The organism is Photobacterium panuliri, assembly GCF_059920555.1.
Map to the genome: position 1 here is coordinate 1160400 of NZ_CP197193.1, position 20978 is coordinate 1181377.

The 20978-nt window shown below is 50.1% G+C and carries 17 protein-coding genes; 9 read left to right on the forward strand and 8 right to left on the reverse strand.

Features of this window, described 5'->3' with window-relative positions:
* Positions 1-28: 28 nt before the first annotated feature.
* Together ACSF8X_RS21545 and ACSF8X_RS21550 are read right to left on the reverse strand one after the other, a co-directional pair.
* Positions 29-304 carry a hypothetical protein gene (locus tag ACSF8X_RS21545; protein WP_047878975.1) on the reverse strand — a complete coding sequence of 92 codons (276 nt, stop codon included), beginning with the start codon at positions 302-304 and terminating at the stop codon, positions 29-31.
* 92 nt (positions 305-396) lie between these two features.
* On the reverse strand, positions 397-1578 hold the full coding sequence (locus ACSF8X_RS21550) for a hypothetical protein (protein ID WP_500851400.1): 1182 nt from the start codon (positions 1576-1578) through the stop codon (positions 397-399).
* A 223-nt stretch (positions 1579-1801) separates the two neighbouring features.
* On the opposite strand from ACSF8X_RS21550, the gene ACSF8X_RS21555 reads away from it, so the two are divergent.
* Entirely contained in the window at positions 1802-4672 is a 2871-nt protein-coding gene (locus ACSF8X_RS21555; protein WP_500851401.1) for an AMP-binding protein, read from the forward strand.
* A gap of 25 nt (positions 4673-4697) precedes the next feature.
* On the opposite strand, the gene ACSF8X_RS21560 is transcribed toward ACSF8X_RS21555, so the two are convergent.
* Positions 4698-5426: a COG3650 family protein gene (locus tag ACSF8X_RS21560; protein WP_500851402.1), complete on the reverse strand. Its 729-nt coding sequence runs from the start codon at positions 5424-5426 to the stop codon at positions 4698-4700.
* Positions 5427-5911: 485 nt separating this feature from the next.
* Between ACSF8X_RS21560 and ACSF8X_RS21565 the strand changes: the two genes are divergently transcribed.
* Positions 5912-6115, forward strand: a complete 204-nt coding sequence (locus ACSF8X_RS21565; RefSeq protein ID WP_047878980.1) for a hypothetical protein — start codon at positions 5912-5914, stop codon at positions 6113-6115.
* A 155-nt stretch (positions 6116-6270) separates the two neighbouring features.
* On the opposite strand, the gene ACSF8X_RS21570 is transcribed toward ACSF8X_RS21565, so the two are convergent.
* From ACSF8X_RS21570 to ACSF8X_RS21580, 3 genes are all read right to left on the reverse strand, one after another.
* Positions 6271-6927, reverse strand: coding sequence for a Qnr family pentapeptide repeat protein (locus ACSF8X_RS21570; RefSeq protein ID WP_047878981.1), 657 nt, complete (start codon positions 6925-6927; stop codon positions 6271-6273).
* Between the two features lie 48 nt (positions 6928-6975).
* Positions 6976-8280 carry a dicarboxylate/amino acid:cation symporter gene (locus tag ACSF8X_RS21575; RefSeq protein ID WP_500851403.1) on the reverse strand — a complete coding sequence of 435 codons (1305 nt, stop codon included), beginning with the start codon at positions 8278-8280 and terminating at the stop codon, positions 6976-6978.
* 69 nt (positions 8281-8349) lie between these two features.
* Positions 8350-9567, reverse strand: a complete 1218-nt coding sequence (locus ACSF8X_RS21580) for an NAD(P)/FAD-dependent oxidoreductase (RefSeq protein WP_500851404.1) — start codon at positions 9565-9567, stop codon at positions 8350-8352.
* Positions 9568-9947: 380 nt separating this feature from the next.
* Between ACSF8X_RS21580 and ACSF8X_RS21585 the strand changes: the two genes are divergently transcribed.
* Positions 9948-11738 carry a chitinase gene (locus ACSF8X_RS21585; RefSeq protein ID WP_047878984.1) on the forward strand — a complete coding sequence of 597 codons (1791 nt, stop codon included), beginning with the start codon at positions 9948-9950 and terminating at the stop codon, positions 11736-11738.
* 105 nt (positions 11739-11843) lie between these two features.
* Here the strand turns inward: ACSF8X_RS21585 and ACSF8X_RS21590 are convergent, their stop codons facing one another.
* A complete protein-coding gene (locus ACSF8X_RS21590) occupies positions 11844-12428 on the reverse strand; it encodes a hypothetical protein (RefSeq protein ID WP_500851405.1) in 585 nt (194 codons plus the stop codon).
* Between the two features lie 179 nt (positions 12429-12607).
* Between ACSF8X_RS21590 and ACSF8X_RS21595 the strand changes: the two genes are divergently transcribed.
* The 3 genes from ACSF8X_RS21595 to ACSF8X_RS21605 all read left to right on the forward strand — a co-directional run bounded on the left by ACSF8X_RS21595 (position 12608) and on the right by ACSF8X_RS21605 (position 16333).
* Entirely contained in the window at positions 12608-14878 is a 2271-nt protein-coding gene (locus ACSF8X_RS21595; protein ID WP_500851406.1) for a marine proteobacterial sortase target protein, read from the forward strand.
* Positions 14879-14974: 96 nt separating this feature from the next.
* On the forward strand, positions 14975-15622 hold the full coding sequence (locus ACSF8X_RS21600; RefSeq protein WP_500851407.1) for a class GN sortase: 648 nt from the start codon (positions 14975-14977) through the stop codon (positions 15620-15622).
* Positions 15623-15793: 171 nt separating this feature from the next.
* The gene (locus tag ACSF8X_RS21605; RefSeq protein ID WP_500851408.1) at positions 15794-16333 is read left to right on the forward strand and encodes a hypothetical protein; all 540 of its coding nucleotides are present in this window, start codon (positions 15794-15796) and stop codon (positions 16331-16333) included.
* A 36-nt stretch (positions 16334-16369) separates the two neighbouring features.
* Here ACSF8X_RS21605 and ACSF8X_RS21610 read toward each other — a convergent pair whose 3' ends face one another.
* Positions 16370-17308, reverse strand: a complete 939-nt coding sequence (locus ACSF8X_RS21610) for a LysR family transcriptional regulator (protein ID WP_500851409.1) — start codon at positions 17306-17308, stop codon at positions 16370-16372.
* Between the two features lie 76 nt (positions 17309-17384).
* Here ACSF8X_RS21610 and ACSF8X_RS21615 point away from each other — a divergent pair, with 76 nt between their 5' ends.
* From ACSF8X_RS21615 to sigZ, 3 genes are all read left to right on the forward strand, one after another.
* Entirely contained in the window at positions 17385-17702 is a 318-nt protein-coding gene (locus ACSF8X_RS21615; RefSeq protein WP_500851410.1) for a thiol-disulfide oxidoreductase DCC family protein, read from the forward strand.
* 285 nt (positions 17703-17987) lie between these two features.
* Positions 17988-19979: a peptidase U32 family protein gene (locus tag ACSF8X_RS21620; protein ID WP_500851411.1), complete on the forward strand. Its 1992-nt coding sequence runs from the start codon at positions 17988-17990 to the stop codon at positions 19977-19979.
* A 274-nt stretch (positions 19980-20253) separates the two neighbouring features.
* Entirely contained in the window at positions 20254-20805 is a 552-nt protein-coding gene (sigZ, locus tag ACSF8X_RS21625) for an RNA polymerase sigma factor SigZ (protein WP_500851412.1), read from the forward strand.
* Positions 20806-20978 lie beyond the last annotated feature (173 nt).

A 20978-nucleotide genomic window follows, 5' to 3' on the forward strand; every position in this document is an offset into this window, starting at 1 on the left:
TAATACGAAAGCACATAGAACGTCACGCTTAGCGGCGCTGACAGGTGGTACACCCCCGACACGCCGAGCGGCTGTAGGGGTCCAATCTGCCACGCTGTACCTTGCAGTAACCATTTTTGAAGGCACGACGCGCCGAGAACCAATCATCGGGTTTGGCCAACAACACATAACCGTAGCAACGCTTCATTAATTGAGTCCGATACTCTTCAACAAAACGGCTATCAAATCCGATATCGAAGTACTCAAATGCCTGTTCAATAGACGTAAAACTAGCAATAATTTGTTGAATATCAGGTTTGCCCATCAGACGTTCATGGCTCCACGTTCATAGTAATTGGGCATATTGAAGTAACACGAGGATAAAGTACAGGCCTCGATAAGAGGCCTGTATAAGCATTATTCATGCTTTGCACATGCATTCGCTTGATAAAATGTCGACAGTGTCCCGCCGGCAGCCATATGCTCTTTGAGGGCGGCCTTCTGGCTTTCTAACTCCGCACTGGGCTGGGCCCACTGCTCCGGAGGCAGGGACTGCGACCACGCTTCGATACTTGGCGGGTAACTCGCCATACTGAATTTTTGATCCCATTGGGACACCCAATACGGCAGTTTCCAAAAAGTCAGAATATGGAACAGGTAATACCCCACCATGCCAGGGTAAGAAAGATAAGGTGTAAAAAAATCCACCTTGAACCAATGTTTGGGGCCTCGTTGGAAAAAAATCCAATTCACTTCCCGCTCATTCTCAAAGGTTTTGGTAGTTTCAGGTTCTGCGGGCTTGGCCCAATTCTCAGCTGGCTCTTCCATATAACAGCGGATCACCTCCCAGGTGCGCTGGGCCTCGCTCACCAACATCACCGGCTTTTTCAGCACCCAGTAATCCTTACCGTCAGGCGTGGGGATCGCCATCCCAAAAGTCGCGCTATTGACTATCGCATCACCGGTAAACCCCTGATGGGTTCCGCACCATGCGACCACCTCTTCCCACGGTGCAATAACCGGGGTATCGGAACCTTGTGGGTAATAGCAGACCTCCCGCCGCTGGCGGTGGAAGCGAATTGGTCGCTGGCGGGATTTCTGCCACGTGGTTTGCACCACGGCAAACCAACCGATTAATTCAGTAAAACATAATAGTCCCCAAACAAATAGCTCAGTTCTCATCAGCTCTATAAGATAGTACCAAAACATCCCCTCCGTACCATATCGATTACCATTTAGGTGAGCGGCCAATAAAAAAGTACAAAGTATAGTAAGAAATAAAACAGAGTTAATGAATTGCACCACTTGCACCTGATAGGCTTTACCACTGTTGGACTGGCCAAAATCCATATACACATCATTCATGGCAATAATTTGATTGGACTCCCCTATCCCTCCCTTGCCTATCTTGGCGGTAGGCAAGGGCTTGGGGGCAAAGAACAGCACTTCCCCGCCAAAGTGGGAACGCACCTCACCCGCTTGGGGGGGCTGGCTAACCAAATCGACATCTTGCGAACCATCACGCAATGCCTGCTTCATTTTGCGCTTGGCTTCAATCGCCTTTTGCTCTTCCTCGCTGGGCCGGTATCTCATGATCATGGCAGTTAACTCTCGATAATATTAGTGGTGTAAATAGCCACGAATGCACAAAACAAGTTTCAAACAAGGAATAACAAAATATAAATCAGGTGACGAACCTCCCTTACCCACTACGCGACGCAATCCTCCAAATATCTTCCATCAACATGAAAATACATCCACAATTACCGACGTTTACTACACTTTCTCTATACTCAGAAGAATAAGAAGAGGGACTTGTGTTATGGATAATTCCCCAGAACGAACGGCAGAACAGCTGCTCAGGCTAATTACAACACTCATTGCTGAAATGGATAGCGGCAGCTCGACAAAATCGCCGCCAAGGATGACGCTCGACAGCCAGTTGGATCAAGATTTGGGGTTCGACAGCCTCGCCAGAGCCGAGTTAATCCAACGAACCGAGCACGATTTCAACGTATCACTCCCTTCCCAGACCCTAGCCAATATAAATACCCCCGGCGATTTACTTGATGCCATCCTCGTTGCCCAGAAAGCCCCCGTAACCAAAACCGCCAACCTAGAGAGTGTTTCGCTCACCGCCACCTCTGAATCGCCCGACGAGGTCACCACCTTGCAGGAATTACTCGAATGGCATACCAAGCAACACCCCGAACGCCCGCATCTTCATGTTTACCAAGATGCCGATACCATCGAGACCATCAGCTACCGCGAGCTCTACCACAACGCGCTACGCTATGCACAAGGGCTACACGCTAAAGGCATCGAGCCGGGAGATACCGTGGCCATTATGCTGCCTACCTGCAATGCCTATTTTTACAGTTTCTTTGGTATTCTGCTGGCAAGGGCAATACCCGTTCCAATCTACCCACCCGCCCGTCCCTCGCAAATTGAAGACCATCTGCAGCGGCACAGCAAAATCTTACAAAATGCACAGAGCAAGCTGCTGATTACAATCGCTGAAGCGAAAAACATCTCTCGGCTACTGCGAATGCAAGTGCCGTCTATCCAAACCATTGTTACACCCGACGAACTCCTCTTGGGGCAGACAACTGACGCTCTCCCCCAGCAGCCAACCAATGCTCAAGCCCAGCCGCATGAGATTGCTTTTTTACAATATACTTCCGGCAGTACTGGCATCCCCAAAGGCGTCACCCTCACCCATGCCAATTTGCTGGCGAATATTCGGGCAATGGGCAAAGCAGTCAATGCCAATTCCAGCGACGTATTCGTCAGTTGGCTGCCGGTTTACCATGACATGGGGTTGATAGGCGCATGGCTCGGGAGCCTTTACCATGCCATGCCGCTGGTGATCATGTCTCCATTACTGTTTCTTTCCCAACCCAAACGCTGGCTGTGGGCCTTGCACCATCACAAGGCCACCCTGACAGCCGCCCCCAATTTTGCCTATGAGTTTTGCATCAACAAGGTACCCGATAACGAACTGGAAGGACTGGATCTTCGCACCCTGCGCCACTGCTGGAATGGCGCAGAGCCAGTCAGCCCGACCACCATACAGGCTTTTTCAACCAAGTTTGCCGCCTATGGATTGGTCGCCGAGGCCATGACCCCCGTATACGGCCTCGCCGAGTCATCGGTCGGGCTGACCTTCCCCAACCGTGTTCGCCAACCTCGCATCGAATGGATTGACCGGCAAGTTCTGATGCAAACAGGCACAGCACAGGCAAGCGACACACTACCGATCACGAATAGCCCCAACGCCGAGCAACAAGCGCTGATCGGCCTTGGCCACCCACTACCCGGACATCAGATCCGCATTGTCGACAACGCAGGCAGAGAGCTACCGGATCGCCAAGAAGGAGACGTCGAATTCAAGGGGCCATCATCAACGTCGGGGTATTACCGCGCCCCCGAAAAAACAGCAGCGCTTTATCATGGTGAGTGGCTAATAACTGGTGATCGCGGCCTGATTATTGATGGCGAGTTATTCCTAACCGGGCGCAACAAAGACATTATCATCAAAGCGGGACGTAATATTTATCCGCAGGAGCTTGAAGCAGCAGTCAACAAACTTGACTGGGTACGCAAAGGCTGTGTCGCTGCCTTTGCGTACCAAGATAGCAAAACCGCCACCGAACAATTGGTTGTCGTTGCCGAATCCTCGCTGTGCGCCAAAGGAATGGCGGCTGAAAGCGAACAAATCAACACATTGCGGGCGGCTATTCAATCCCGTTCGCTGGAACTTCTGGGCGTGCCCGTCGATGATGTTGTGATCTGCCCGCCCCATACCGTCCCAAAAACCTCCAGCGGCAAAATCCGCCGCTCGGCTTGCCGGGAGCTCTATCAAGACGACGCCCTCGACACACCACAACGCGCAGTATGGCTGCAAACAATAAGGCTGGTCGGTAGTGGGCTCCGCCCCACATTGAATAAGTTCGGCAGAATCGCCAGAGAGTGGATTTTCGCGTGTTATATGTGGTCTATCATGGCGTTGCTTGCACCATTAGTCTGGTTACTGGTTGCCATATTGCCTTCGCGGCAGGCGTGTTGGGATGTAACCCGATGGGGTGCCCGCACTCTGATTGCCCTAACCCGCACCCCGCTTACCGTACATGGGATTGAACATATCAAACCGGCTGATCCGCCGAAAATTTTAGTCGCCAATCATGCCAGTTATCTCGATGGTTTGGTACTGCTGGCCAGTTCCGGTATTGCCCATCAGTTCGTCGCCAAGGCCGAGTTGCTACATAATCCGCTGGCCCGTATTTTCCTGAAAAAAATCGGCACCCAATTTGTCGAACGGTTTGATACCCAAAAAAGCCTTGAGGCTAGCGAGCAACTCGCCAAGCATGCCAGCAAAACCGATCCGCTCACCCTCTTTCCGGAAGGGACTCTCTACAGAATGGCAGGCATCCATGACTTTCATTTGGGGGCTTTCCATATTGCTGCCCAAAAAAACATTGCGGTGATCCCCGTTACTATCAAAGGCACCCGCTCAATGTTACGGGATAAATCCCTATTCCCACGAAGGGGTAGCCTAAGCGTCACATTCAATCCGCCGCTAACACCTCAGGGCAATGACTGGCAAGCAGCCATTGCCCTGAGAAATAAGGCCCGTTCACATATTTTGGCGCAGAGCGGTGAGCCCGATCTGCTAGGGGAAAAAAGCCGATAGCCGACTCTCGTCATGAAGGTTACTGCTATTTCGCCGCTGGTGTACTGGTTACATCAACCGTGCCTTTGTGCAGATCCACAAGTGCGGTGTAGAGCACATTGGCATCCCCGTGGTGACGGAAGGTAAAGGTATACTGGGTATCCGGCGTAAAAAATGTCTCCGCATCTTGCGGCTGCAAGTCATAGCCGTCTTGTTGGTATAACTCGGATGCCATCACCATCCCCATCGCCGTACGCTCACCAATATCGCGCTCCACCACTGGCTGCAATGATGGGTTCGACGGGTATGACTGGCTATCATGTGACATCAGACGGTATGCCCCATTACTCCAAACAATAAAATCACGCCAGCCATTTTGTGACGTCTCAGTCAACAATACCGGTGGTTTCACCACGGTCATACGGTTCAGAATGTCTCCATCGGCATCCAGCAGATACGATGTACAACCACCGCTGCCACAGAACAAACCGCCTTGGAACATCACAAAAATCTCCGGTTCACCGTCCCCGTTAAGATCAGCCTGCCCGCTTTGGTAGCGGATACCATCTTCTGCCAATGACAGCCCTTCAGGCTTCAAAATGCTATCATCCACCAGCTTGTCGACATCCACTTCACTGTCTGAAAATACCGAAAATGGCATTGTCACATTGAGATAGTTATTGTCCTCATTGCTGCCCGAGGTACTTTCACAGCCAGCCAACAACAGCAAACTTGTTGCTGCTAACACAGAACCAATCAATCGTTTTTTAATCATAACCAGCCATCATCTTGTTATTTATACCCAAGTTACCTATAAGTTCAGGGTCTTGGACACTGTCCCATTAAAATGGTTTCTAAAAGAATACGCCGCTACTCTACCATGTTCACGCTAGAGTGCCTTTCCGCTTCATCGCCACTCACCGTATCCTTTAGCGCTTTTGCCACTGGGCTCACGGTCTTACCGTGACTAAACACTCAATAACGGCTCAAAAAGCCAAGGAATCAAGCCATTTCATCCCACAGATGCAAAATTTGAGCAAGATTATTCACTTTTTTGTGTCGTTTATGATTTTGATCAACAAACAAGAAACAATAAACGCCACATGCTAGTCACGGGACTACCAACAATGCTATTACAAAGCCTGTGTTTTTCTGATGTCACTTTGTACGGTACCGTTTGGGTACCGATGTAATAAGAAAAAACGTATAAAAAGCAATACTGACAAGATGTTAGTCGCTGAACGATAAGGAGTGTTAATTATGTTGTGCCCTGATTGCAAACAGCCGATGGCCAAAACCAAAGACAACCAAAACCATTGTCTTGATATAAACTGTCCACCGTCTCGAACTCAATGCCCTGAATGTGAGTCAGCCAATACCGAAATCGTCAACAAAAGCATCAGCGATGCCTCGCTATGCTGCAAAGATTGCCAAGCCACCTGGACGATTTCCCGCAGCCAATAGACGCTCCACTAGCCGGTTCTCTCTTTGCCTACCGGTCTAGCCTGTAAATTTGCCACAAACAAAGAAGACAAGCCGCAAAACAGCTTGTCTTCCTATCCGATTCAATTGTCCTATATCCGCAGCACTGGCATAAATCGTAGTAATAACTGGGGCAATTACCCCGGTACCACGACCACACCGATATTTTCCAGTAACTGCGACTGCTGCCAGTCGCAAATCATCACATTAGCCATATCAACCCGACGAATATCCAAACCTGTCAGATCCACATGGCTCAAGTTTGCTCCGCTAATATCAAATTGCCCCCATGCATCCTGCGAAAACTCGCCATTGGTCAGATCCGAGCCCCTAAACGATGCCCCCACAAGGTTCGCACCGTTCCAACGATTTTCAAACAACTCGCACTCTTCTAGCTTAATATCGCCCAAATCGGCGTAAGACAAATTACAACGCGTAATATAGGCTGAGCAGAAAAACGTATTATGAGTGATGTAATTGGCAAACCGCGCCCGAGAGAAACACGCCCCTTTCAGCTGGCTGTCGCGTATTTCAATACCGAACAACTCGGCTCCCGTGAAATCAGCCATACTCAAATCGCACTCTTTGAAGCTGGCCTCTTTCAAATTAGCGTAACCAAACTGGCAACCCTCATGATCACCACGCTCAATAAACTGGCAGTGTTCAAAACTTGCCTCGCTCAAGTTAGTCCGCCGAAAGTCACAGCGCACAAACTGGCACGAGTCAAAACGGGCCTGTTGTAAATCCTGACTGGAAAAGTCATGCTCGTAAAAGGTTTGGTTTGCAATCGACATGGTTATCTTGAGTTGTGAATTTGCTACCAAGGGTAACGTTTTCACCCATTAAATAACATGCGCCAATCGAGGTTTATCTTTTTCAGCTCCCCATTGGTCGACAACCAAGGCCGCCACCAGATCCCCCTCGACATTGACCGCCGTGCGGAAGGTATCCAATGGCCGTTCGATGATCAGCAAGATAGCAATCGCCTCAAGCGGAATTCCGGCCGCCAACAATACCAGCTGCATACCGGACATCGATCCCGACGGCATCCCCGGTGCTCCGACGGAAGAAACCATCGCCATAATGAAAATCATCACCAGCCCCGATGTTGTCAGATCGATGCCAAACAGCTGAGCCAAGAATATCGCTGCAACTCCCTCGAACAAGGCCGTGCCATCCATATTCATTACCGAGCCCAATGGCAGCACCATACTGCTGGTCGAGGAGGAAACGCCCAGCTCGGTTTCGGCACTACGCATCGCCAACGGCAACGCCGCAGCACTCGATGATGTAACCAACGCCATCATCAACGGGGAGGATATCGCCCTAAACAGCTCAAATGGCTTGATACCGGTTACCGCATAGGCAATAGAAGGCAACACCACGCCCCCATGCACCAACGTCAACACCAGAACCAACAGCGCGAACATCGCCAATTGACCGAATAACGCATCGCTACCCGCCACCGTAAATTCAAACACAATGGCAAAAATAGCCAATGGCGACATCCGAACAATACCGCCAACTAATGTATTGATCCCCCGGTTCAGGCCTTTAATCAATTCAAACAGCGGATGGTTGCTCGGCAAAGAAACCAACAGTGCAATACCCAACATGAACGCAAACACGACAATGGCCAACAGGTTTCCGCTTGCCAAGGCGGCGACGGGGTTGATCAACGCCATATTCAGTAACTTAACCGCGATAGCACTACCACTAGCAGACTGTTCGCTGATCAGGGTAAGGCCATCTGCCGACGGCGGCGCTGCCATCAATGGCTGCCATGCGGGTAACAGCAGCGATGCCCCCAAGCCCAGAGTGATCGCCAATAACGTTGTAAAGCTGTAAAACAGCAGGGTACGTGCCCCCATTGCCTTTAGCCTCACCACGCTGCCTATATTGCTGATCCCCTCAATCAAAGACAGCATCACCATGATACCGACAACCATTTTGAGCAACCCGATATAGACCGTTTTGCCCAACATCACAATTTGATACCAGCCCTGGTGGGTTATGTTGCTATCTGCACCAATCGAGTCGTTAAAAGAAGGGAAAAATAAAGATGTTACGATCGTAGCCAATAGCCAGGCCGAGAAGGCCGCCACAATCAATTGCAGCGGCAAAGAGCGGCGTAATTTATTCCACATTAACCTTGTCTCACACTGAAGGTGCGGCGGTACACAGCATTTATGCCATCCCGCCGCTATTTTCGTTATTTAAATATTGCCTTTGTAGTATGGGTTGAGCAGGCATTTCACCCGCTTGAGCACGACAAGTGCCGTAACCCGCCCCCAGCCGAACAACACCCGCTGATGAAGCCTGAAAATAGTATCGTAGAGGTTACGCACAAAACGTCCGCGTAGGATTAACTTACCTTGCATCAACGTTCCGACCGCATAACTATGACCGAGCGCCACAACCATCCCGCCATCCCGGAATACAAATGGCTGCAAGGTCGCCCCTTTTGCCAGGCGATAAAACTGATGGGCCAAGTGTGCGGCAGCCTGATTGGCTGCCTGAGCCCTCGGGGGGACAAAAGTACCATCAGGCTGAGGGCACTCGGCACTGTCGCCCAAGACAAAAATATCACTATCGGTTACCGACTGAAGCGTTGCGTCGACCTGTATCTGATTGATTCGGTTGGTCGCGAGCCCATCAAGCCCCGCTAGCCAATCAGCGCACTTGATCCCTGCCGCCCAAACCATCAAATCGCCTTTGAACCGCGCACCCTCCGATGTCACAAGGTAACCGTGTTCAGCCTCCTGAACGCGTACTCCAGTGAGTACAGTGACACCTTGATTTTCCAGTTCACGCTGCACTTTTTCCGACATACAAACAGGGCTGGCTGGCAGCACCCTATCAGAGGCTTCAACCAAGGTAACAGTCAATGATGTTGCCTGCTGATATCGGGAAAGCTGGCGATTAACCTTCGCCAACTCGGCTGCGAGCTCGACCCCTGTCGCCCCCGCACCGACTATCACAACCTCCTGTTGCTGACCGGATCGAAGTAAAGTATTAACTCGCTCCCATACTTGCTGGGCTTGGGCTGCCGAATCTAAGAACAAGCAGTGCTCACTGACCCCAGGGGTTTTAAAATCATTGCTGACAGCACCGACAGCAATCACAAGATAGTCATACTGCATCTGCTGCTGGCCGTCCACAGAACGATCCAAACGGATCGTTTTCGCTTGGCGATCAAGCCCCGTCATAGCAGCCTGCACATAACGATAACCAACGCAGGCCGAGTGCTGGGCATAACTAAGACTATCGAGTTCATTGTCGAACGTTCCGGCAGCAATCTCATGCAGCCGAGGCTTCCATAGATGATGCGTAGCCGGCTCAACCAATACCACAGAATGCAGCCCGCTACGTCCCAACCGAGTCACTAACTCCAAGCCGGCAGCTCCGCCCCCGACAACAACAATCTTAGACATAGCGTGTCCTATTCATTTCGCACTACGAATAGCGCCTAGTTCAATATAATTTCCCGCCCTCAGGCAGATAAGATGTGCCACATTATATTGATACCAAATGAAATGATAATCCGCTAAAAATACAAATTACTATTACACAAGAGAAACAATCAGCCGATTAATTGCATCTCGATATTGATCAAGACAAAGCCGTTTCCAGCATATTCAAACAACAACCTCTATCCCTAAGAACTGCGACCCTCCCCTAAGTTCTGGCGCAAGCAATTATCACTGTCGCATCGCTATTCGTGAATAAACTCGAAACCGCAAAAAACTAAATTGGGCGTGCTTCATTGCCAGCGAATAATACGTTGAACATTACCTCAATAAGGACCATTACCATGCAAATTTCATTAAAGATGAAAGAGCTTGGCATTATGGTTGGCTTGGCGCTTGCCGCCACCTACAGCAGCCAATCGCTTGCCAGCGAAATTGAATGGGTAGCAGGGAAGACAAAAGTAAACAACGGCGACGTTGTAGTTTACCAATCCCAGTGCTTCAAAGCCCAAAACAACCCGGGCACGTGGGAAACACCGCGCCCAAGTAGCTGGTTCTGGGAAAGTGTGACCTGCAGCGGCACAACCAACCCAGACCCGGGGCCAAACCCAACACCGGATCCAGATCCTGATCCAAACCCGAATCCAGATCCGGACCCGAACCCAAATCCTGACCCAACGCCAGATCCAACGACTGCGATTCCGTGGGTTCCAGGACAAACTGATGTTAAAAATGGTGATGTTGTCGTCTATGACAATGTTTGCTATACCGCCAAAAACAATCCGGGTAAATGGGAATCACCTTCTGCCAATAGCTGGTTCTGGGATGTCACCGACTGCCCAACCGATCCAAATCCTAATCCCGACCCCGATCCTGACCCAAATCCAAACCCAGATCCGGATCCCGACCCGAATCCAAATCCTGACCCAGATCCAAACCCGAATCCTGACCCAGTACCGGGCGAATTCACCATCATTCCTGATGGCAAGGGTGGCTTCCTCATCCCACGCTCCGAGCTAACAGCCTATGAGGCTAGCCAAACCAATACCGAGCTATTCAAGTGGGTACGCTCTGATATCGAAACTCGTGACAACGCCATTGTTGAAGCGGTTGCGCCAATGAAATCAAGCAACCCTGAAAACGTTCAACGTGCAGAGATGATCGTGGATGAGGCAATGTGGGAGTTCCTGTTCCCGCTCCGCAATGAGCAATACACCTATACCCGCTTCTTGCAGTCTATCGCCAAGTTCCCGGCATTCTGCCGCACCTATACCGACGGCCGTAATTCAGATGATATCTGTCGCCGCTCACTGGCTACCATGTTTGCCCACTTCGTGCAGGAAACCGGTGCCAATGCGCCAAACTGGGAAGTCACCCAAGGTGTACCTCGCTGGCGTCAGGGCTTGTATTACTTGCGCGAAATGTACAAGGACGAAAACGTTCATGACATGACCTATAGCAAGTGCTCAGGTTGGCAGGGAGAGCGTTGGCCATGTGCTCCGCAAAAGAGCTACTTTGGCCGTGGCGCCAAGCAACTAAGCTGGAACTACAACTACGGGCCGTTCTCTGAAGCCATGTTCGGCGACAAGAACGTACTGTTAGAAAATCCAGCTCTGGTTGCTGATACCTGGCTGAACCTCGCTTCGGCGGTGTTCTTCTATGTCTACCCTCAGCCGCCAAAACCAAGCATGTTGCATGTTATTGACGGCACATGGCAGCCAAATGCCGCCGACAAGGCAGCAGGTATCGAACTTGGCTTCGGTGCAACCATTCAGATCATCAACGGTGCATTCGAATGTAACAAAGGTGCTGAGGACTACCGAGCCCAAAACCGTATCGACTACTACAAGTTGATTTCAAAAGAGTTGGGCTTGGATATTTCCGGTGAGAAACTCGGCTGTGCCAACATGAAACCATTCAATACCGATGGTGCAGGCGCACTCATGATCACATGGGACAAAGACTGGGGCTACAACGCCAACACCCCGGGCAATCAGAGCTTTATGTGTAAACTTGTTCCTTACCAATATGCCTATAATGCCCTCTATGAAGGCGATTATGAGAAGTGTGTCGAGCATCACTTCAACGTACAGGCAATTGATGAAAATGGCCAAGTTATCCCTGAAGGCAAGTAGGGAAAACAATAGGTTGGTAATACATTTACCCACCTAGGCCCAATAAAAATGGCCATGGTAACTACCATGGCCATTCCTTTTGCATTTACCAATCGTCGCTCTCTGTTACTCGACGACGCGCTCATAGGTTTTCTGCATCTCATCAGGCGCAATGCCATAACCACCATCGGCCAAATAGCCGTCTTTGTATACCGTCATCCCATCTTTGTTCCAATCAACGGCAATGACGGCAGTTTCGCCATCGGTGCTGCCTAGCAAGGTCAGAACATCTTCGGTAATCGGGATCGCCTTGATCATTTTCAGGCGCTTGAACGGCATAAAGGTATTAAAACTTGGCAATTCACCATAAGTTTCGACCCACTTATCCTGAGGAACCAGCCATTCATTGAAAACGGCCCCGCTCACCGGCAGGGGATTGCGCGCAATAACAACCGTCTCGGTAATGGTATTTTCCGTTTCCAACTTGGGTTTGCCATCGCTGCCGGCCACATATGTTGGCATGACTGTACCCAATTCAACTTTGTGTGGTAAACGGCCATAGGTGACAGCTTTTTTGCGAAATTGGGGCGCTTGTTCAAACTGAACCATGACTTCAGGAATAGACTGAAATGATACCGGTGCTGCATCAGCCGCAGCAACCGCTGGCATTGATGCCACCCAAACAGCCGCAGCCAGTAAAAACGTTTTCATTCGTTATCTCAATATTCTTTTGATTACTAGGTGAATAATATACCTGAGAGCACATATACCAGCACGAAATATCTTGCCATATTATTGCCACAATTTGCCCCAATTCATCTTTTTTGCTCCCCAATATCGCCTGTTTTGTTTGATTAAATAGACCAAAATATTCAGGGAGCCGAACAGTCATGGCACATTCAAGCCTCAATCATCAACCCAATACAGCATCACAATACCAACACCATAATCGGTGTTCTCGCCATCATAGCCACAACTGGATGGAGCGAGGCTGCCTTTGGATCACACCAATCATTTTGCTGCTTTCCTTCAGCCTATCCGCATTTGCCAGTCAGGACAATGAGTGGCATCCGGAATCATCACCATCGGCTGCGCATGATATAGGACTACTGTTCGAAACCCCTGAAGGCATCAAAAATGCCCCCTTGCTAGATACCTCTGTTTCTATGCACATTGCGGGTTTAATCAGCCGTTCGACGGTACGCCAAACGTTCACCAATCCCTCTCAGCAATGGATTCACGGGCGCTATGTTTTCCCGCTACCCCAAGATGCCGCTGTCGACCATCTCAGACTATGGGTTGGCGAACGTGTTATCGAAGGAGATATCAAGCCGAAGGAACTAGCCCGCCAGCAATACCAAGCTGCGCAGCAATCTGGCAAAAAAGCCAGTCTAGTGGAACAGCACCGTCCCAATATATTCTCTACCCAAGTGGCCAATATTGCCCCGGGCGAAACAGTGATCGTAGAAATCGAATACCAGCAAAGCGTTAGTTACGAAGGGGGGCTATTCAGCCTGCGATTCCCATCGGTCGTCGCTCCCCGCTATATTCCTCACCCAGTTGCAGACATGCCACAAATAACCACGACCCATAGCGAAGATAACTTTGATAGTCACGGTTGGGGAACAGCTACCGTCTCTGATGCTGCCGACATTACCCCCCTCTACCGAACCGCAACAAAAAATGATGCAGCCCCCCACCCAGCGGCTAATTTGCCACTACAACTTACGATATCCTTGGCAGCGGGCTTGCCATTGCAGCAAATCGACAGCCCTAGCCACACCATCAAAGTAAGCCCTAGCGACAACAACCAATACCACATCACGCTCAATGATGGGGCTATTGCCGATCGGGATTTTGTCCTTAACTGGCGACCGTCACCTAGCCAAAAACCACAGAGTGTCTTTTTCCAGCAACGCGGAAACGATGGCAAGCGCTACGGCCTGCTAATGCTGTTGCCTCCGCAGCCGAGCGAACAACTGCAACACCTGCCACGCCACCTGACTTTTGTGCTCGATATTTCAGGGTCGATGCACGGCGAATCCATCAAACAGGCCAAGCAAGCCTTACGTTTTGGTCTGAGCCAACTCAATGCTGACGATACCTTCAATGTCATTGTGTTTAATCACCATGCCCGCACATTCAGTGATTATCCACTCATTGCCTCCCCAGCCAATATCCAGCAGGCACAGTACTTCGTCAGCCAACTCGACGCTGACGGCGGCACGGAAATATCCACGGCCCTGAACCTTGCCTTTAATCAGGAAACCAACAAAGACAAACTAGAGCAAATCGTCTTTATCACAGATGGCAGCGTCGGCAATGAGGAAAGCCTATTTGAACAAATCCGACGCCAGCGCGGCGAACGCCGCTTGTTCACTGTTGGGATAGGATCGGCACCCAATGGCTACTTCATGACCCGTGCCGCTATGATCGGCAAAGGAACTTATACCTATATCGGCCAGATCAGCGAGGTAGAACAACAAATGAACCAGCTTTTCTCTCGCCTACGCCATCCCGTTATGCGTGATATCGGCCTGCGCTGGAACGACGGTACAAGTGTCGACCATTGGCCTCAGCCACTGCCAGATCTCTACCTCCAGCAGCCTCTTGTGGTGTCTTTCATTATCCCTGAAGGGGCAAGCCATCTGGAAATATACGGCCTTGGCCAACATCAACGCTGGCTGCACACCCAAGAACTGCCACCGGCAGAGCCGCACGCGCCATCACCTACTATCGCGAATGACGACCAACGGCAGCCATCTCTGCAACCAAGCTCTCGCAATGGTATTGACGTGCTGTGGGCCCGTAACAAAATCAGCAGTATCAAACTCAACCCACACCTAACAGCTCAGGAAAAGCAGAACCAAATCACCGCCATCGGCCTTGATTATCACTTGGTCACCGACCACACCAGCCTGATTGCGGTCGACAAGACACCAAGCCGTCCCAGTGACAGCATGGCGCAGCAAAAATCCGTGCCGCCACACATGCCAAAGGGATGGGATATGGCGTCAAGATCACTGGCACAAACCGGGCTGGCCAGTACCTCACTGATGGCCTTCGGTCTGCTGTGCCTACTGCTGGCGGGGCTAGGCTTTCGCTCTCCTGCGCAACGGAAAAAGCACCAAGCGCAGACACCGACAGCCCTTGTACCCTAACTAAGCCCATAACCTATGACCCTTAACCGATAACAAGCTAATCAGGCGCGCAAACACCTTGCGCGCCACCGTTTACCAAGAGGCAAAGACAACGCTATGCGCCCCCGACATCTGCTGAGCAAGCTCACCCTCAACCACCACAACATCAAAACCTTGGGAGTCTGCCTATTATTGTCCGTCGGGCTCATGAGCTTCGGTCGGGGGGCATATATCCAACTAAAAGCCTATGTAGCGCAATGGCTGATAGAGTCAGCATGGCAACAACAGCAACTCACTGGCATCCCTCATAAACCATGGTCATGGGCCGATACCCATCCAGTCGCCAAGCTGATGCTTCCCGGGCAGTCACCGCTAATGGTACTAAGCGGTGTCAGCGGCCGAAATTTGGCTTTTGGCCCAACACTACAACTCAATACCGCCGCCCCGTCGGACCATTATTCAGCCAGTAACAGCCACGGCAACGTTGTGATTTTCGGCCATAACGATACCCATTTCCGCCCACTCGGCACGCTCAAGCAAGGCGATCGCCTCTCTTTGACGGGTGTTAACGGGCAAACCATCGACTACCAAATCACCCAGATGGCCATTATTGACGAACACCAAGTCCAAGTCGCACAAGACACCACCGAGGCAGTATTAACCTTAATCACCTGCTACCCCTTCGACAGCCTGTCTTCGGGCGGCCCCCTACGCTATGTTGTCAGGGCCGAACGCATTGCCCATCTCAATTCAGGTATCCGCTAGTAAAATCACAGAAACCATCATCGACAACCTATTTCCCTGAGGTATATTTTGACCTTTATCAATAAAGCCTTGAGTATACATACCCTGTTTATTCAGCAAAGCGCATAATGGGATAAAATAACAGCGACAAATACCAACCACCGTCGCCGTTACCCGCCAAAGGAGGTTGATATGCGCCCTACACATTTCAAATGGTTACTTCATGGCATAACCCTTGCCCCTTTGGCCCATCTCGTCATTGGCGTCCCGGTTTACTTCATTTTATTTGCCGGTTCCTTCATGTATGCCATCGGGTTGTTGCTCTTCATCCTTGGCGGCCTGCTCCCCTTCGAATTCGTCCAATCAGCCGCCATGACCTATACCGTGTCGGGCAAATTACTGGTTGGCATGACATTCTATCAAGGCTGGCCTGTCCCCTTGTTCAGCCTTATTCCTGCAGCCTATGTCATACTACTTGTTACTGTTTATCATCGGCTTAAGGGATCAAACTTTCAGCCTTGGATAGGCTATGACATAGACACGCTCTGGCGCACCATTTTCCTATCACTAGTGCTAGGTATTGGGGGATTGCTGACCGGCGTCGGGCTCAACAGCGCTATGTGGCTCTCTGGATGGGGGACAACCGGATACCTACTCTACCGTATCTGCCATTTTTATGTGCCGCTTTGGAGTCGGCGTTTGCGTCAACACCTTGCCTCACATTGTGAATAAGCCCGTAAGAGAAGCGCTAAACGGTTTTGTGCTGCCCTACGTCCTTTTTCCGCCCTGCTGAGCACTGGTAATAATCAGCTCACGCAACCAACGGTGACTTGGGTCATTATCAAAATGCCGGTTCCACACAAGCGCATAACATCCCGGTATAAACGTCACCGGTACATCCAGCATATGCAGTTTAAAATCTTTGTTCATAACACCGACGTACCTAGCAGGCGCGCACAGGATCAAATCGCTGCGCTCACACAACCCCATCGCGCTTTGAAAATCCGTCATTGAGACGGCCATATCTCGGTGCCGCTGATGATCGAGCTGTAACACATCATCCAGCAGCCACTTGTCAATTCCCCCAAACAAAACCTGTAGATGGCGGTATTTCAAGAACGTATCGAGATTCCAATCTTCCTTCAACAATGGATGCCCGTGGCGCACCAGACACACTGGATAATCTTTGACGAGCTCAGCGTAATTCAATGACTCTGGCAGGTTATCAAGATGCAGGGCAGAACGGGGATCCCATTCGCGACAGCTGATTGCCATATCTATATCGCAGCGCAACAACTGCTCTTCACTGGTTTGCGACCATGTATGGGTAATCACACTCACCTTGGGGGCCTGCACCAACAAGTCGGGCATGAAATATGGGAAGGTCAGCGAATAGGCAGTCTCCACCATATGGATCTTAAAGATCCGCTGGCTCTGGCTCGGATCAAACACCTTCGGCCGGGTAAACTCTTCCAGCTGACGGATCACCCCCCGCAATTCGGGTGCCAGCTGACGCGCACGCGGCGTTGGCCGCAATCCAAATGCCGTTCGCTCAAACAGCGGATCATTGAACGCTTCGCGAAGCCGCCCCAATTGCTTGCTCACGGCTGATTGGCTCAAATGCAATTTGGCCGCAGCCCCTGTCACGCTCTGTTCTTCAAGCAGTACTTCCAGCACCCGCAGCAAATTATAATCAAATTGTGTCACTTGCTAGCCTATTAATAAAAATCCAATTTGCAATAGAACCCGTATCTATCCTGTAAACAATAAAAGGAAATAGCATATGAACAAAACACTATCCCAAGTATCAAGTACTACGCCAAAAAACCTAACACTTTTTTTTGACAGTAGCTGCCCACTCTGCACCAAAGAAATGCATTTACTTAAACAAGCTGACAGCAATAACCTCATCGAAATCGAAGATATCTTGGCTTCTGATTTTACCCAACGTTATCCAGATATTGATCCCGTTAAAGCCAATATTATTCTACATGGCAGACTCAAGGATGGCAGACTACTGTTAGGGCTCGATGCCACTGCCAAAGCGTGGGCACTCACAGGCAAAAAACATGGGTACAATGGTTCCGATTACCTCTCATAAAGCCCATTGCCGATCTTGGCTACAAAATTTTCGCTAAACACCGGTATCGAATCTCATACCTGTTAACCGGAAAATATCAAACACCACCGTGTAAAACTTGCCTATTATCGGGTAAGCATTCCGAAAAGAGATACTAACAAGCTATTTCACTTACGCTTCACAGTAGCTCTATTCCTTTTATTGCTTACTACCCATGATAATTCCCCTCTCACTGCATTTTTTGTGGCACACGGGTAGCAATAACCCGTACTATACGCCCTCGTTTTTTTGGTGAGAGGCAAAATCGTGAAACGCGAACAGTTCGAGTTACTCGCTCCGGGTGGGGATGTTGATTCAATCAAAGCGGCTATTGCCGCTGGGGCAGATGCTATTTACTGCGGGCTAGATCGTTTCAACGCCCGAAACCGCGCGGCCAATTTAACCATCGACAACCTGAGCGGCGTTCTGTCTCTTGCCCACCAGCATAACTGCAAAATTTTTCTGACCTTAAACGTACTCATTCTGGAAAGCGAAATTCCAGCAGTAATGCGTTTGGTCAGCCAGCTGGCAACAACCGACATTGATGGCGTGATTGTGCAGGACCTTGGCTTGGCTTACCTGCTGAAACACCACTTCCCGCAGTTGGATGTGCACGCCTCAACCCAATTAAACACCCATAACGAAGGACAAATTCTGTTCCTCAACCAACTGGGCACCAGCCGGGTAAACCTGTCTCGCGAACTCAACATTGGCGAAATCAAACACCTTGCACAATTTGGCCACCAACATAATGTACTGATGGAAGTTTTCGTCCACGGTTCATACTGTATTGGCTTTTCTGGTTTGTGCTATATAAGTTCAGCCCGAAACGGGGCGTCGGGTAACCGTGGTCGCTGTAGCCAGCCTTGCCGCGAACAATATGAAACCACCAATACTGGCAACCAATACCCGCTTAACATGAAGGACAACTCGGCCTTCAACGATCTCGAGGCCTTGGCCGATGCTGGCGTTTACTCGCTCAAGGTTGAGGGGCGGATCAAAAAATCTCACTACGTGTACACCGTTGTTGATAACTGGCGCAAACAAATCGACCGCCTATGCGATGGCGCCCCCCTCTCTCGCGATACTACCGAGCTATATACCGTATTCAACCGCGATTTCTCCAATGGCTTCCTGTCTGGAGAAATTGGCAAAAACATGTATATCGACAACCCGCGAGACCATGCTGCCAAGCACTTTTCAACAATCTACAAGTGTACAACGGACGAAAGCATTCAGGCGGTCAAAAAGAAACTCTACAACGACAAAACGGCCATCATCGAACATGTCCAGCAGCAAACAGCCGATTTTGACATTACCAACAGCAAGAGTGGCAGCCTAAAAGGGACCATCGATACCCCCGTATTGCCTCCGCTTGAACAAGCCGCAACCAATGACGCCGCCACACGTCTATCTGTGCTGATTTCATCGCCTAATGATGCCTTATTGAGCGAGAATGATAATATCGATGTCTATTACCAGATGCCGATGGGACTCAAGGCCGAATATGCCACGCTGGTCGCGCTATTCGAACAATTCCCTCACATGAAACCTTGGTTCCCTGCCATTCTGATTGGCGAGGACTATGCCGCCGCTGGAGCATTCCTTGAAGCGCTGCGCCCTGACCTGCTGATCACCAACAACTCAGGAATCGGCCATATAGCCAAAACACTGGGTCTGGAATGGATCGCCGGACCGCAAATGAACAGCACCAACTCGTACACGCTCAAATGTTTGCATCAAGAATACCAAGCCTGCGGGGCGTTTATCTCTAATGAGCTGAACATGAAGCAGATGCGACATATCAAGCGCCCGGCGGGCTTCCGTAATTTTTACAGTATCTATCATCCAAATACTTTGCTGACCAGCCGCCAGTGCCTGTTCCAGCAAACCGAAGGATGCCGGAAAATCAAGGTTAATAACGGTTGCCTGCGCCGCTGCGACAAGCGCACCTCCATCATTAACCTAAAAGACAATCCGTACGTTATCCATAAACAAAAAGGCAGCCACAATAGTCTCTATGCCGAGCATAATGTCTTGAACTTGGCGATCCTTGATGATCTGCCAGAGCTCTTCACCGACCTACTGATCGACCTACGTGACATTCAAACTGAAACACAGGTCGCCCTTGAAAAGCCAGTACTCGTTGAGCTGTTCATGTCTGCTATCAACCGCTCTGCGGAGACTCAACAGGCCAAAGCCCATCTTGCCGAGGTCATCTCTCCTACCTTGAACAAGCAATACGACAAAGGCCTATAGGCACACAATACTACGGTGCATAGATAACACCACCATGCCCAGTTTGGCTGGGCATGGTATATCTTCCTTCCATTCTGCTCCGCGCGCTTACTGGTCAAAAAAACAAGCTGACGTACCTATTCACATCCACACTTAAAGCATCGCAAAACGTAAGATGGATATACCTACAAAATTATTTTCTTTTCTTGCATCTTTTTTCCATCTCAAACGTCTGATACAAGACAGTATGCCCAGTAAAGGTTCAGCTCGGCACGATATATTGAGGTTCGATTCCATGTTATCTGAATGGCAAAATCACAAAGCGCAGCTAAAGAGCTACATCAACAAGCGCCTTGATGATACGGATGCTGTCGATGACATCTTGCAAGAGGTGTACATCAAAGCCAGCACCAATCTTCACCAACTCAAAGCTAGGGGAAGCCTAAGAGGCTGGCTCTATCGTATTGCCCATAATGCTATTATGGATTTCTACCGCGAACGGCAACCCTACGAAGCATTACCCGAATACATTGCCGAAGAAGAACTGACCACCAGTGAGAGAGCGCGGCAGGAAATGGCAGAAGCTCTCCGCCCCCTGATTGAAGAGCTGCCTGAAAAATACCGGCTTCCACTCCAAATGGCAGAGCTCGAAGGCATGTCACAACAAACGATTGCCGATACGCTAGGACTATCGCTCTCTGGTGCTAAAAGCCGAATCCAGCGCGGCCGGATCAAGCTGCGTGAACAATTCATGGAATGCTGCGACATCGAGACCAGTAAAAGTGGCGTACTCGACTGTACCCCAAAGCAACCGGGTTGTACTTCCTCACACTGCAAATATGGCTGATTCATACAGATAGCCCGACGCCTGCTGGCTATCTGTTCCCACTGAAACACACTTTTTTCATCTTTTTTGCATCTTTTTAGCCGTTTGAGCGTCTTGAATTCAAATAGCGATTATTTTGCCAGCCCCTTCACGGATTGATAGGACAACGGAATACACCAGTATTCAGCTGGCTT